The following is a 12,653-nucleotide window of genomic DNA, read 5'->3' as shown; positions in this document are numbered from 1 at the left end:
AGTTGCATACGTGTCACACTCAGCGTCCTACCAGGTCCCACCCCCGCACGGGACCAGAACCCGAGAATGATCACGACCTCACACAGGCCCTAGAGCCGTCCGGCTTCGGCGAGGGCCAGCAGGTCGTTCGCAGCCTCCTGGGAGCGGATTCGTATGGCGGCCGGTTCGGGGACCGGTCCGCCGAGCAGGGCGGTGTCAACGATCTCCGCCTGGAGGAGGGCGGAGAAGACGTGCGCGGCCCGTGTGGGGTCGCTGACCTTGGAACGCAGCTTCGCCGGCCAGTGGGACAGGTGTCGCGTGAACAGGGCTATGCGGTCTCCGAGAATCTCCTGTTGGTAGCGGCGGCCGAGCTCGGGGAAGCGCTGCGCGTCCCGGGCCACCACCCTGAACAGCGACAACTGCTGTTCGGCCAGGATGTGTTGGAGAAGTTCGCAGCCCGCTTCCGTCAGGCCCTCCAGGGGCGGCAGGTTCAGCCATTGCGGGTCTGTGGTCTGCGCTGAGGTGTCGCAGGCCTCCTGGATCACGGCGACGAAGAGATCGTCCTTGCTGTCGAAGTGTCGGTACAGGGTGGTGATGGACACGCCCGCGCTCGCGGCGATGCGGTTGACCGAGCTTCCGCCGTAACCCTCTTCGAGGAAGGCCGCGAGCGCAGCGTTGATGATCGCCTCGCGCTTGCGCGCCATCAGGCGCGCTTTGGGGTCGTTCTCGGCCCAGGTCCGCACGGTTCTTTCTCCGGTTTCTGTCGACTTGACAGAGCATACGACAGCGATGACTATCGTGTCATACGAAAGTGATTGCTTTCGTACCAGGTAAGGAGCGACAGATGCGGAATACAGACACCCCGCGGGTGCTGGTCCTCGGGGCCACCGGCCGCACCGGAGCGGCGGTCGTGAAGGTGCTGGAGGCGGCACCCGGTCAAGCGGTCCCGGTGCGCGCTTCACGCAGCGAGACGACCGTCGAGCAGTGGATCAAAGAGGGGAAGGAAGCGGTCCGCATCGATCTTGACGACCCCGACACCTTCCCCGGCGCATTGGAGGGCATCGACCGGGTATTCCTGATGACCGGCTACACCTCGGCGATGAACCACCAGACCAAGGCCCTGGTGGACGCCGCCGAGGACGCCGGCGTCAGCTTCCTGGTGCACCTGGGTGTGTTCAGCGACAAACGCTCCACCGACCCGCACTTCGCGTGGCACGAACTGGTGGAGCGCTACATCGCCGGCTCGAAGCTGGCCTGGGCGAATGTGCATCCGCACGTGTTCATGGAGAACCTGCTGGGCATCAACCGGCTGCGGGACGGCCAGATGGTGTGGCCGATGGGCGACAAGCAGGTCGGCTGGATCGCCGGCGACGACATCGCAGCGGTCGTAGCCAAGGTCCTGGCCGAAGGCCCCGACACACATGCGGGCAAGGACTACTACCTGTCCACCGATCTCCTCAACGGCGCCGAGGTGGCCGAGGTCCTCACCGCCGCCCTCGGACGGGAGATCCCCGCACTGGTCCTGACCCCGGACGATCTGCGGCGCATGATCGATGCCGGCCTGGACACCGCGCCCGCCAACATGGACCCCGCGTACGCGGCCAGCACACTGATCTGGGCGCGACAGACCTACGAAGGCCGCTTCGACTACTCCGCGGTCACCACCAGCACGGTCGAGGACCTTCTCGGCCGAAAGCCCATCCACCTCGGCTCATAGGCCACCGCACACCGTCAGGAACTGCTCGACCAGCTCCCCTGACAGCCACGGCAGAGCTCGTGCGACGCGGGCGTCGTCGTGGCCCCCATTACCGCGCGGCCGGCTTCTTCGACCGCTTGCGGTGCGAGGGCCAGTCGCAATGGCCGATCAGCGAAGGTGAAGACCGGCCAGCAGCCCGGCGAGTGCCGGCCGCCGTCTCGGCCAGCACCCCGACCACTCGCGCGAGCTGTCCCGAACGCCACGATGTCGAGCTGCTCTACGGTCTGCGCGCCGCCGCAGCACATCATTTAGATCAACAACGTCAGGTGCGGCACAGGGGAACTCAGGGAAATACGGCAGAACCGTCGTCAGCTCAGCGAGTCCGCGACCTCCCGGCACAGCACTGGTAGCGAGCGTGAGATACAGCAGTCGCAGCAGTGTCTCGACCGGCACCGAAAGTCGGCCCAGCCGCTCGGCGAACACAGCCCGCCACGAGGCGAGCGACTTCTTCCGGGGCAAGTAGCTGGCGTCAGCCGGTCGCTGTCGCCTTGGCGAGGGCCTTGGCGATGTGTCCGTCGACGAGGGCCGGCGAGCCGGAGACGACCAGGAGCAGGCCGCCCTTGCGGATCGCGGTCTGCTTGACGACGCTGTTTCGCCCGCCGACAGAGAAGGTCAGCAGCTGGCCCCACTTCTGCGCGCTGACGTCGAGAGGGCTGTCACCGGAGAGAATCTGGTATTTCGGACAGCCGGTCATGGCGTCGAAGATCCGGCTGATGCCGTCGGACAGCTTGCCGCTGGTGTCGCTGTACAGCTCCTCGGAGAGTTCCGAGTCGCTGCTGCCGCCGTACGTGAAGGTGACCTTCGCGCGACGGGGGAAGTCGAGCGAGCTTCCAGTGGCCGCGTCGCCGCCCGGCTCGTTCAAGGCGGGGCAGCCGAGGACGGTGACGTCGTCGTGCTGTGCCGGGCTGTCGGGTCTGCGGGTGTATCCGCTACCGAAGTCGCTTTCGTCGAGGAGCCGAGTTGTCAGTTCGGCGGACGTCAGCAGAATTTCGTCCGCTGGGAGGTTGCTGGGCCACCGGCGTGGAATGGGGCGGGCTGTGTCTTGTTGGTGTTGGCCGAGCAGGCGGGCAGGATGAGGGTGCTGACGGAGGTGACGCCGAGGGCGATGGCGACGCGAACCAACATAGTTCTGGGGCGGGCTATGCGTGCGGCCCCCAGGCAGTGTCCGCTGTTGACCGATCGAGTCCGGCGTACTGGCGGTATGTGGACATCCCGTCCCACTGACCTCGCACCCATAACCAGAGGAGCTCACCCGCACCGCTCCGCTAGCATGTTCGAACTCACGACGATCGGCCCCCAATGTCCGTCCTGCACTGGAAAAGCGCGTCATCCAGCACGGCAAGTGACTTAATTTAGCCAACCTCTAACAAATCGGCCAAAGAATTGAGATCTATAGCATCGCGGGTGTTTTCGCGAGAAAACTGCAGGACTGCGTCTGCCGCGTGGCGTCGGCCACGGGCGATGCTGTGGGCCACGGCGGGTGTGGCCATCCTCGGATTCCTCATCGCGCTGGAGATCGCCGCACGTCGCTACGGCCTGCCGGGGCCGATTGCCAACCAGGCGCGAGAGGTGATATTCCTCCCCAAATCGGGATTCCTGTTGTACGCCAGTTTGGCGTTGATGATGGTGGTGCTCACCCCGCGGCAACGGTTCATCGCGGCTGGTGCCGCGATCGGCATCGACTTCGCCTTCTTGCTGGTGCGGTTGGCGGTCGGAGCCAAGATGACCGGCGGCCACCCCTTCGGCAACGGCGCGCTGTGGGTGATTCTGGGCTATGCGGTCATCGCGGTCACGCGCCGCACCGGCCAGGAACGGATCCTGCTGCTGAAGGGCGTCGGCCTGGCCCTGCTGCTGGTGGCCGGCCGCAAGACCGGCGACACCTGGCTGCTCATCACCTCGAAGACCCGCCCCGCGGTGCTCGACCAGTACGTGGCGACTGCCGATCACGCGCTGGGCAACCCGTCGTGGGTGGTAGGCCGGCTTGTCAGAGACACCGGTCCGATCGGCGCCCATCTCCTCGACTACGTCTACACTCAGCTGCCGGTGGCCGCGGTCGTCGTCGCCCTGTACCAGCTGCGCAACGTGGCGGCCGAGCGCCGCTTTCCACGCCATCATCTGGTGCGAACCTTTCTGGCGATCGGCCTCCTAGGGCCGGCCATCTACATGGTCTTCCCGGTGGTCGGACCGGTCTTCGCCTATGGCGCCGACGGCGGGCACTGGGCGACGGCCGACCTGTGGCCGAACACGCCGCCGCCGTTCAACTCGCCGCACCCGATGTCATTCGACGAGGTCACCCCGCGCAACTGCATGCCCAGCCTGCACACGGCGTGGGCCACCGCGATCTTCATCCACTCCCGCAGGGGCCCGCGTGTACTGCGCTTCGCAGGCGCGTTCTGGCTGGTCGCCACGCTCGGCGCGACGCTGGGCTTCGGCCTCCACTACGGCGCGGATCTCGTGGCCGGCGCGGTGTTCACGCTCACGATCGAGGCGGCTCTGCGCTCGCACGAACGGGGCTGGGACCGGGCGGGAATCCAGCTGGTCGCCCACGGTACGGCGGTGTTCGCCGCGCTCTTGGTGTCGTACCGCTATCTGCCGGTGGAGATGGCCGGACATCCACTGGTGTCCGGACCACTTCTCATTCTCGCGATGACCTCAGTGGTCCACGGCTACATACGTGCCACCAAACGGTGGGAACCGACGGCCGCACCAGCGGGGAGACCGGAGCCGGAACCGCAACCCGAACTGGTTTGAACCACGTTGCGGGGAGTGGTGCGCTGTGCGACGGCGTACGGATCACCTGGCTGCGATCGTGACAGAGGAAGCAGACCTCAATTCTCGCCGCCGGCTGCGGGTGCTTCCTCTGCGGGGAACAGGATGGGGCTGATCAGGTAGCGGGTGCGCTCGGGCGAGGGTTCGTTGGTGATCCTGCGCATCAGAACGTCGCGCATCTCGCCGATCATTGTGTGAGTTCGTCGCGGCTGGGTCATATCGCGTGCTGGCGGTAGCCCACCAGGTCTGCGGCGGGGGCGGCACCGGGCCGGTCGAGGTAGGCGTTGAACTCGGCCGGCAGGGCCGCCATCGCCACGGCGAACACTCGTCGGTGGTCCTCGGGCGGAACCGACGCGGCGGCGTCGGCGTCGATCACCGCGCGCTCGCGCCGCAGCCGGTAGTGGCGCTCGACGGCGCCGTGCACCCGCACGGCAGCGCACAGGAGCAGCCCATGACCCGCACACTGCCTCCCTGGGACGCCTGCACGACATGGGCGGCGGTCGTCGCCTGATGCCGCACCGCTCCGGCGCCGGCGGCCCGACCGCGGTGTCCCTGGCGGGGGTGGGGCTGGTGAGCCGGACTACCTCAACACCACGACCGCGTCGCCGAGTTGACCACGAGCGTCCTCCACGACCGCGGAGGCAACGGCTGGAGCTACCCTGCCGAGCTGCCCCGCACCGCAGCCGAAGTCACCGACGAACTGTGCGAACTCCTCCACGCCGGCGCCGTTCCGGGCCCGTACCTGCTGATCGGCCACTCCCTGGGCGGGGCCTACGCGCGCCACTACGGCCGGCGTTTCCCCGACGAGGTGACCGGCCTGCTCCTGCTCGACCCCTTCCACGAGGACCTGGCGACCACGCTCCCCGACAGGTACGGGAGAAGCCCGACGAGATGCTGCATCAGATGCAGAGTGAATAGTCGGCCGAGCCCGCGTCGGAGCAGCTCGAGCAGTCCCGTGACCAGATGATCCAGCACTTCGCCGCTTGGCCGGAGCCGGTACGCGAGCCCTCGGCCGAGCGCCACCTCGCCACCTGGCGGGCCGCCTCGCGCGAGAACCAGAACCTCTCCGACAAAGTCTCCGCCGAGTTCCGGCACGCCCCGGCCACCCCGGACGTGCCGCTGATCGTCCTCACGGCCATGGGGCACGACGCCACCCAGTCCCACCTGTGGCCCGCGGAACTGCTGCGCGAGATCAACGAGGTCAAGCGCGGCCCGCACGCCGAGGTCGCCGCCGAGTCCCCGCGCGGCGACATGCGGGTCCTTGCCTCCGGCGAGCCGCGAGTAATCATGCTGACCACGTTCGATTCGTTCGATCTCGACCAGCTCGTCTACGACGCCCCGGCCGTCGGCGCCAGCGGCTTCCTGCTCAAGGACGTCACCCCGGAACACCTGGTGGCGGCCGTCCGCCTGATCCGCACCGGGGACGCCCTCCTCGCCCCGGCCATCGCCCGCCGCATCGTGGAGTGTTTTGCCGGAAGCGGACATCGGGACCGTGCCGGAGGCGATCATCGAAACCTGCCCGGGGGCGCGTATCCGGATGGTGGGAATCGGCGGCACAACCGCCTTTTCGGCGGCCGAAGTTCGCTGGGGCGCGGATGCTGTGCAGGGGTTCCCGACCCACCTGGCGGAGGCGGGGTTCACCGGAACACCGAGACCCGTGAGCCGGCCGATCGGCGGCGGCGCGCTGGCGGGAACGGGCGCCCACTCGTACTCGATCACCGAGTGTCTGTATCGGCATACGAGCAAGTAACCCCAGCTGAGACGTGTAATCCATAACGATGTCGGCTCGGGTCTTGTGTGATTTCCCGTCCCGTTTAGCTTCCCAGCATGGCCATTCTTTCAAGTCGCCGCAGAAGGTCCCGCCTTGCCCCGGAACTCGACGACCGGGACCTGGGCAAGCTGTTGAAGTCCCTGCGGGCGACCACGAGGTCGGGAACGATCGCGACGACGGACTTGTGCGTGGCGCAGATATCCCGTCTGCTGGAGCGGGACCCGGGCGACTGGGACCGGCGGGCGCACCGCATGGGCGTCCTGGCCGATTTCCTGGCCGGATCGCACCTGCCGCGCTCCTGGGCCAAGCGCGAGCCGCGCAACGCGAACGCACTCGTGCTGTACGCATGGAGCGAGCTGGTCCGTGCCCGCGCCCAGGGGAGCCTGGAGGACGCGGCCGGTGTGATCGACAGCTGTTTCCGGGCCACCGAGCTCGCCCCGGAGGACCCCACCCCCTGGGTGGTCGCCCTGGGGGCGGCCCGCCTGGAACGCTGGGAGCAGCCGCAGGTGTTCGGAGTGTGGAACGAGGTTCTCGTGCGCGACCGCTGGAACCGCGAGGCCTACCAGAACATGCTGGGCTATCTCACCCCGGAGGAAGCGGGATCGCGCATCCAGGTCCTGGAGTTCGTGGACGCCCTGCGCGCGCGCATGCCCGCGAACGTGCCCTGCGTGGCGACGGAACTCACCGCCCAGGTCTTCCAGTACCACTCCGTCCTCGGCCGGGGAGGCTTCGAAGCGCTGGTGGCGCGGAATCACTGGTCCCAGATGATGGCCGCCCAGGCCCTCGACCGCGTGGCCCACATCTGGGTGCAGCCGGGATCGCTCCGTCACGCCAGGGCACTCGCCGACCTCAACATCCTCGCCTACGCCCTGATGGCCGCCGACCGGCGCCACGAAGCCCGTGCGGCCTTCGAGGCGCTCGGCGGAGTCGTCGTCCCTTGGCCCTGGCGGGCAGCGGGCGGCGACCCGCTGAACGAGTTCGAGCAGGCGCAGCGCAGAGCGTCCGTCGGCGGGTGATCCGCCTCCCGGTGAGCGGACGGTGAAGAAATCAGCACGGATGATTCTGGTCTGTTCCTCGGTGATTCAACCAGCGTGAAGTGCTGCACGTCTGGGCCCGGGCGGGACAGTCCGCGGGGGGCACGGTCTACGGTCTGGATGCCGAAGGAGCCGTGGCCGGCAGCTACGCCGCCCTTCTGGACCAGAAGGCGTCCCCGGCCGGCAGACGGGACCTGGCCGCCGAGTACAGCGGCAAGATCAGCCGGACCTCCGGCTCGGCGGTCAACGGCTTCTGCGCCGCCGGCCTCACCCAGACGGAGGCCAAGCGCCTCGCCGCGGACCCGGCGGTGGCCACGGTGGTCCAGAACAAGAAGTTCCACATCGATGCCGCCCAGGACAACCCGCCGTCCTGGGGTCTGGACCGCATCGGCCAGACAGAAACGGCCGGCGACGGCACGTACACCTACCCGGACAGGGCCGGGGAAGGTGTGACCGCGTACGTCATCGACACCGGCGTACGCATCGACTGGGTGACCAAGAACCACCACGGTCCCTCGGTGGCCGACATGAGCCTCGGCGGAGGCGGGGACCCCGCGCTCGACGAGGCGGTCAAGAAGGCCATCGCCTCGGGTGTCACCTTCGCGGTCGCCGCCGGCAACGAGACGGCGGACGCGGGGCGGAGTTCGCCGGCCCGCGTCCCCGAGGCCGCCACGGTCGCCTCCGGCAGCAAGGACGACGCCCAGTCGGACTTCTCCGACTTCGGCAAGGTCGTGGACCTGTACGCGCCGGGCTCGGACATCACCTCCGACTGGAACGACAGCGACCAGGGGGCCAAGACGATCTCCGGCACCTCCATGGTGCCCGGTCCGCACAACCGGCCCGCTCGATGATTACCCGCCGGTAGTAATAAGCTGGATGAACGTGAGAACCGTACGTGAACGACCGCGCCGGACAGCGGCTCGAACGTGAGGGAGCAACCGATGACAACGCAGACCGAGCGAGCCGTGCTGGCGGGCGGTTGCTTCTGGGGCATGCAGGACCTGATCCGCAAGCAGCCGGGCGTGGTGTCCACCCGCGTCGGGTACAGCGGCGGCGACACACCGAACGCCACGTACCGCAACCATGGCGACCACGCCGAGGCCATCGAGATCCTCTTCGATCCCATGACCACGAGCTACCGCGACATCCTGGCGTTCTTCTTCCAGATCCACGACCCGACCACGAGGGACCGCCAGGGCAACGACATCGGGCGCAGCTACCGGTCCGCCGTCTTCTACACCGACGAGGAACAGCACCGCGTCGCCCTGGACACCATCGCGGACGTCGAGGCCAGCGGCCTGTGGCCGGGCAAGGTGGTCACCGAGGTCGAGCCCGTGGGCGACTTCTGGGAGGCCGAGCCCGAGCACCAGGACTATCTGGAACGCTACCCGAACGGCTACACCTGCCACTTCCCGCGACCGAACTGGAAGCTGCCGCGCCGTACCTCGTCCCCGACGAGCTGAAGCCCCACGGGCTGAGCGTGCCTCGTCCCGCTGCCGAGGCACGTTCCCCCGCCGCTGATCACGCCCTGCGCTGCCGCCTGATCGGCTCTCCCACGCGGTGCATGTGCGTCAGGGCCTCGCGGTAGGACTGGATCAGTCCGGTCTCGTGGTACGGCACCCCGGTCTCGGCGCAGTACTGCCGCACGATCACCTGGGCCCGACGCAGATGGACCGTGGGCATGCTCGGGAACAGGTGGTGCTCGATCTGGTAGTTGAGCCCGCCCAGCATCACGTCGGTGAACCAGCCGCCGCGCACGTTGCGCGACGTCAGCACCTGGCGCCGCAGGAAGTCGAGCTGCTGTTCACCGGTGATCGTGGGCATGCCCTTGTGGTTGGGAGCGAAGGTGCAGCCCAGGTAGACGCCGAACAAGCACTGGTTGACGGCGAGGAACGCCACCGCCCTGCCCGGTGAGAGCACCAGGAACAGGGCGGAGACAAGAGCGGCGATGTGCAGCAGGAGCAGAGCGCCCTCCAGCAGCCGGTTCTTCATGAACGGTGAGCGCAGCGCCCGCAGGCTCGCGACGTGCAGGTTGAAGCCTTCCAGGGTCAGCAACGGGAAGAACAGCAGGGCCTGATGACCGCCGAAGAGGCGGGCCACGCCCCGGCTGGCGCGGGCCTGTTCGGTGGACCACACCAGGATGTCCGGGGAGACATCGGGGTCCAGTTCCTCATGGTTGGGATGGGCGTGGTGGCGGGTGTGCTTGTTCATCCACCACCCGTAGCTCATGCCGATACCGAGATTGCCGAACAGCCGTCCTCCGATCTCGCTGTGCCGGCGACGCCGGAAGACCTGCCGGTGAGCCAGGTCGTGCGCCACCAGAGCGACCTGCCCGAACACCAGGGCGAGAAAGGCGGCCACGGCCAGTTGCCACCAGGTGTCGCCGAGAGCGAAGAAGGCTCCCCAGCCGGCAGCGAACAGCCCGATCACGAGACCGAGCCGCACCGTGTAGTAGCCGGGGCGCCGCTCCAGCAGGCCGGCCTCGGCGATCCGTTGGGACAGTCTGGCGAAGTCGCTGCCGGAGCCGGGGCGCGACGTGCCCGCATCGACGGCCGAGCGACGGGCTGCGACGGAGGTATCGGGAGGGATCGTCATGCCGAGAATTCTGGAGACGGCCGTACTGCCCGAAGAAGCCTGCCAGCCACCGTACGCATCCGAGGCCGGCCCCACCAACCTTGGGGGGTTTTCCCCAGGGCGCGTCCGTAATCGCAGGTGAGCAGGGGGGTGGGTCAGACGCGGACACCGAACATGAACGGGCCACCGATGGTGTCCATCGACTCGTACCGTACGACCGTGCCGGTGCGAGGGGCGTGGAGGATCTGGCCGTTGCCCGCGTACAGGCCGACGTGGTGCAGGTCGTTGAAGAAGAAGACCAGATCGCCGACCTGGAGTTGGCTCCGCGTGAGGCGGGTGCCGATACCCGCCTGTGCCTCGGAGGTGCGTGGGATGGAGGCGCCGGCCTGGGCGTAGGCCCAGGAGGTCAGGCCCGAGCAGTCGTAGGAGGAGGGGCCGGTGGCGCCGTAGACGTAGGGCGAGCCGATCTTGCTCTGGGCGGCGGAGAACGCGGCGGCGGCAAGGCCGGAGCCGGTGGGGGTGTCGCCGAGGTCGACGCGCTCGGTGGAGGAGCGGCTGGCGCGCTCCTGCTCGGCGGCGAGCGCCGCCTTCTCCTTGGCGGTCAGGGTGTTGAGCAGTTTCTGCGCCTCGGCGAGCTTGTCCTGGACTTCTTTCTTCTTCTTGCCCAGCTCGGTGCGGGTGGAGGCGAGGTTCTTGAGCTTCTCGGTGGCCTCGGCGCGCTCCTGGGCGAGTTCGCGCTGTTTGTCCTGGATCTTCTTCAGGGCCTCGACCTGCTGGCTGCTCAACTGGTCGAGCGTGGAGGCCTTGTCGAGGTAGTCGTCCGGGTCGGAGGACAGGAGCAGCTGGAGCGAGGGGTCGATGCCGCCGGAGCGGTACTGGGCGGTGGCCATCGAACCCAGGCCGTCGCGCAGCTTGTTCAGGTCCTCCTGGCCGCGGGCGACGTTGTCCTGGATGGTGGAGATCTCCTTCTGGAGCTTCTCCTGCTTCTCCTTGGCCCCGTTGTACTTCTCGGTGGCCTGCTCCGCTTCCTCGTAGAGCTTGTCGACCTTCGCCTTGACCTCGCTCTTGCTCAGCTTCTCGCTGGGCGCGGCGTTGGCGGCGTTCGCGCTGAGCGCGACGGCGGCGGCAGCCGCGGTGGTCAGCACGGTCACGCGCGTGCGACTGGGCTGCTTGGGTCGACGATGTGACGCCACGGTCACTCCTTCTGAGTGATCACCTGAGCGGGGGTTCGAGCAGACCTTAATGACTTTCTTACGATCAGATCAAATGTTTGCATGGAGAGCCTCGTTCGTCGTGCGCTTCCCGGTCCCGCTGGGGCCGCCCCGGCGTCAGGAGCCGCCGGGTTCCGGATCGTTGAGGGTGATCGCCCCGGAGGGGCAGACCCCGGCGGCCATCTGCGCGGCCGCGCGATGGGCGGTGGGCGGCTCGGTGTTCAGCAGGAACACCCGGCCGTCGTCGGGATCCTGGTCGAAGACCTCGGGGGCGGTCAGGGCGCACATTCCGGCGCCGATGCAGCGTTCACGGTCGACGAGCAGGCGCGACGTCCTCATGACTGCTCCTTGTCCCAGGTGACCGGGAGGCTCTTCACGCCGTAGATGTCCGCGGCCTCAGGGCGCAGGCCGACTTCTTCAGCCGGTACGGCGAGGCGCAGTGTGGGGAACCGGTCGACCAGTGCGCGGAACGCGACCCGCATCTCGACGCGGGCCAGCTGCTGACCCAGGCACTGGTGGATGCCGTGGCTGAAGGCCAGGTGCCCGCTCGCGTCCTGCCTCCGGAGGTCGAGCACGTGCGGGTCGGCGAAGCGCTCGGGGTCGCGGTTGGCGGTGTTGTACGATAGGACGACCGTCGTGCCGGCCTCGATGGTCCGGCCGCCCAGTTCGACGTCCTCCAGGGCCGTCCTCATGAACGTCTTGGCGACGCTCAGATACCGCAGCAGCTCCTCCACGGCCCGGTCGGTGAGAGCGGGATCGGCGCGCAGCGCGGCCAGTTGCGCCGGGTTCTGAAGCAGCGCGAAGGTGCCGAGGGACAGCATGTTCGCGGTGGTGTCGAATCCGGCGGCCAGCAGGATCAGGCTGATCCCCTTCAGCTCCTCATCGGTCAGATCGCTGTCGGTGAGTTCACTGAGCACGTCGTCGGTGGGGTTCGCGCGCTTGGCGGCCACCAGCTCCGCGAGGTACTCCTGGGTCGCGGTGTAGGCCGCCAGCAGCTCCTCGTCGCTCGTCTCCCCTCCCATGAACGTGTCGATCTGCTCCTGGAAGGAGCCCCGGTCCTGGTACGGCACCCCCAGGAGCTCACAGATGACGATGGTGGGTATGGGCTTGGCGAACGCGGTCACCAGGTCCGTCGGCGGTCCGGCCTTCTCCATGGCGTCCAGGCAGTCGGCGGTGATCTGCTCGATGCGCTCGGTGAGAAGTCGCATTCGCCGGACCGTGAACTTGCCCACCAGCGGTTTGCGATAGCGCCCGTGCTGCGGCTCGTCCATCAGGAGGAACTCACCGGGCGGCGGCGGGGGGACCTCGAAGTCGCCCACGTTCAGGAGCTCCTTGCGCGAGCTGAACCGCGAATCGGCCAGGACCGACCTGACCAGGTCGTATCCGGTGATCAGCCAGCCGGGTTTTCCGCCGGGGTGGGTGTAGCGGCTGATGGGGCCGTGCCGGCGTGCGTCGAGCAGCTCGGCCGGCGGGTCGAAGGGGCAGCCGGACCGACGTGCCGTCGGCAGCGTTGTGACGGTGTGGAGGGACTCGCTCATGGCCATTCCTCGTCTCGCGAT

Annotated in this window: 14 protein-coding genes and 2 pseudogenes; 7 read left to right on the top strand and 9 right to left on the bottom strand. The window is 68.0% G+C overall.

Going from position 1 to position 12,653, the window contains the following annotated elements:
• Positions 1 to 89: 89 nt before the first annotated feature.
• A complete protein-coding gene (locus ACWGJM_RS44850; RefSeq protein WP_453417552.1) occupies positions 90 to 722 on the bottom strand; it encodes a TetR/AcrR family transcriptional regulator in 633 nt (210 codons plus the stop codon).
• Positions 723 to 823: 101 nt separating this feature from the next.
• Between ACWGJM_RS44850 and ACWGJM_RS44845 the strand changes: the two genes are divergently transcribed.
• Positions 824 to 1,696, top strand: coding sequence for an NmrA family NAD(P)-binding protein (locus ACWGJM_RS44845; RefSeq protein WP_453417551.1), 873 nt, complete (start codon positions 824 to 826; stop codon positions 1,694 to 1,696).
• A 290-nt stretch (positions 1,697 to 1,986) separates the two neighbouring features.
• Here ACWGJM_RS44845 and ACWGJM_RS44840 read toward each other — a convergent pair.
• Both ACWGJM_RS44840 and ACWGJM_RS44835 read right to left on the bottom strand, forming a co-directional pair.
• Positions 1,987 to 2,233, bottom strand: a pseudogene (locus ACWGJM_RS44840) (ISNCY family transposase); the annotation flags it as partial.
• Entirely contained in the window at positions 2,205 to 2,597 is a 393-nt protein-coding gene (locus ACWGJM_RS44835; protein WP_453417550.1) for a hypothetical protein, read from the bottom strand. The gene ACWGJM_RS44835 and the pseudogene ACWGJM_RS44840, both read right to left, overlap by 29 nt.
• Before the next feature lie 599 nt (positions 2,598 to 3,196).
• On the opposite strand from ACWGJM_RS44835, the gene ACWGJM_RS44830 reads away from it, so the two are divergent.
• Entirely contained in the window at positions 3,197 to 4,486 is a 1,290-nt protein-coding gene (locus ACWGJM_RS44830; RefSeq protein ID WP_453417549.1) for a phosphatase PAP2 family protein, read from the top strand.
• A gap of 77 nt (positions 4,487 to 4,563) precedes the next feature.
• Here ACWGJM_RS44830 and ACWGJM_RS44825 read toward each other — a convergent pair whose 3' ends face one another.
• Together ACWGJM_RS44825 and ACWGJM_RS44820 are read right to left on the bottom strand one after the other, a co-directional pair.
• The gene (locus ACWGJM_RS44825) at positions 4,564 to 4,695 is read right to left on the bottom strand and encodes a hypothetical protein (protein WP_453417548.1); all 132 of its coding nucleotides are present in this window, start codon (positions 4,693 to 4,695) and stop codon (positions 4,564 to 4,566) included.
• Positions 4,696 to 4,718: 23 nt separating this feature from the next.
• Positions 4,719 to 4,934, bottom strand: a complete 216-nt coding sequence (locus ACWGJM_RS44820) for a hypothetical protein (protein ID WP_453417547.1) — start codon at positions 4,932 to 4,934, stop codon at positions 4,719 to 4,721.
• A gap of 180 nt (positions 4,935 to 5,114) precedes the next feature.
• On the opposite strand from ACWGJM_RS44820, the gene ACWGJM_RS44815 reads away from it, so the two are divergent.
• The 5 genes and pseudogenes from ACWGJM_RS44815 (at position 5,115) to msrA (ending at position 8,772) form a co-directional block, all read left to right on the top strand.
• Positions 5,115 to 5,471, top strand: a complete 357-nt coding sequence (locus tag ACWGJM_RS44815) for an alpha/beta fold hydrolase (protein WP_453417546.1) — start codon at positions 5,115 to 5,117, stop codon at positions 5,469 to 5,471.
• Entirely contained in the window at positions 5,468 to 6,280 is an 813-nt protein-coding gene (locus ACWGJM_RS44810; RefSeq protein ID WP_453417545.1) for a hypothetical protein, read from the top strand. Before ACWGJM_RS44815 ends, ACWGJM_RS44810 begins: the two co-directional genes overlap by 4 nt.
• A 51-nt stretch (positions 6,281 to 6,331) precedes the next feature.
• Positions 6,332 to 7,291 (top strand): hypothetical protein, encoded by a 960-nt coding sequence (locus ACWGJM_RS44805; protein WP_453417544.1) that lies wholly within the window; start codon positions 6,332 to 6,334, stop codon positions 7,289 to 7,291.
• A gap of 95 nt (positions 7,292 to 7,386) precedes the next feature.
• A pseudogene (locus ACWGJM_RS44800) lies at positions 7,387 to 8,142 on the top strand (S8 family serine peptidase); the annotation flags it as partial.
• Positions 8,143 to 8,250: 108 nt separating this feature from the next.
• Positions 8,251 to 8,772: a peptide-methionine (S)-S-oxide reductase MsrA gene (gene msrA, locus ACWGJM_RS44795; protein ID WP_453417543.1), complete on the top strand. Its 522-nt coding sequence runs from the start codon at positions 8,251 to 8,253 to the stop codon at positions 8,770 to 8,772.
• A gap of 58 nt (positions 8,773 to 8,830) precedes the next feature.
• Here msrA and ACWGJM_RS44790 read toward each other — a convergent pair whose 3' ends face one another.
• The 4 genes from ACWGJM_RS44790 to ACWGJM_RS44775 all read right to left on the bottom strand — a co-directional run bounded on the left by ACWGJM_RS44790 (position 8,831) and on the right by ACWGJM_RS44775 (position 12,632).
• Entirely contained in the window at positions 8,831 to 9,904 is a 1,074-nt protein-coding gene (locus ACWGJM_RS44790) for a fatty acid desaturase family protein (protein ID WP_453417542.1), read from the bottom strand.
• 134 nt (positions 9,905 to 10,038) lie between these two features.
• Complete coding sequence (locus tag ACWGJM_RS44785; RefSeq protein WP_453417541.1) at positions 10,039 to 11,076, bottom strand: NlpC/P60 family protein; 1,038 nt, start codon at positions 11,074 to 11,076, stop codon at positions 10,039 to 10,041.
• A gap of 135 nt (positions 11,077 to 11,211) precedes the next feature.
• On the bottom strand, positions 11,212 to 11,433 hold the full coding sequence (locus tag ACWGJM_RS44780) for a ferredoxin (protein WP_453417540.1): 222 nt from the start codon (positions 11,431 to 11,433) through the stop codon (positions 11,212 to 11,214).
• Entirely contained in the window at positions 11,430 to 12,632 is a 1,203-nt protein-coding gene (locus ACWGJM_RS44775) for a cytochrome P450 (protein WP_453417539.1), read from the bottom strand. Before ACWGJM_RS44775 ends, ACWGJM_RS44780 begins: the two co-directional genes overlap by 4 nt.
• Between the last annotated feature and the right edge of the window lie 21 nt (positions 12,633 to 12,653).

The organism is Streptomyces sp. NPDC054834 (genome assembly GCF_053611185.1).
The sequence above is the reverse complement of the archived record's forward strand: the minus strand, read 5'-3'. Positions and strand labels throughout refer to the sequence as shown.

What these genes read in the sequence shown, in the direction of transcription:
- ACWGJM_RS44845 (WP_453417551.1), top strand. Translation starts at nt 824, where the DNA reads ATGCGGAATACAGACACCCCGCGGGTGCTGGTCCTCGGGGCCACCGGC.
- ACWGJM_RS44830 (WP_453417549.1), top strand. Translation starts at nt 3,197, where the DNA reads ATGCTGTGGGCCACGGCGGGTGTGGCCATCCTCGGATTCCTCATCGCG.
- ACWGJM_RS44825 (WP_453417548.1), bottom strand. Translation starts at nt 4,695, where the DNA reads ATGATCGGCGAGATGCGCGACGTTCTGATGCGCAGGATCACCAACGAA.
- ACWGJM_RS44810 (WP_453417545.1), top strand. Translation starts at nt 5,468, where the DNA reads ATGATCCAGCACTTCGCCGCTTGGCCGGAGCCGGTACGCGAGCCCTCG.
- ACWGJM_RS44805 (WP_453417544.1), top strand. Translation starts at nt 6,332, where the DNA reads ATGGCCATTCTTTCAAGTCGCCGCAGAAGGTCCCGCCTTGCCCCGGAA.
- msrA (WP_453417543.1), top strand. Translation starts at nt 8,251, where the DNA reads ATGACAACGCAGACCGAGCGAGCCGTGCTGGCGGGCGGTTGCTTCTGG.
- ACWGJM_RS44790 (WP_453417542.1), bottom strand. Translation starts at nt 9,904, where the DNA reads ATGACGATCCCTCCCGATACCTCCGTCGCAGCCCGTCGCTCGGCCGTC.
- ACWGJM_RS44780 (WP_453417540.1), bottom strand. Translation starts at nt 11,433, where the DNA reads ATGAGGACGTCGCGCCTGCTCGTCGACCGTGAACGCTGCATCGGCGCC.
- ACWGJM_RS44775 (WP_453417539.1), bottom strand. Translation starts at nt 12,632, where the DNA reads ATGAGCGAGTCCCTCCACACCGTCACAACGCTGCCGACGGCACGTCGG.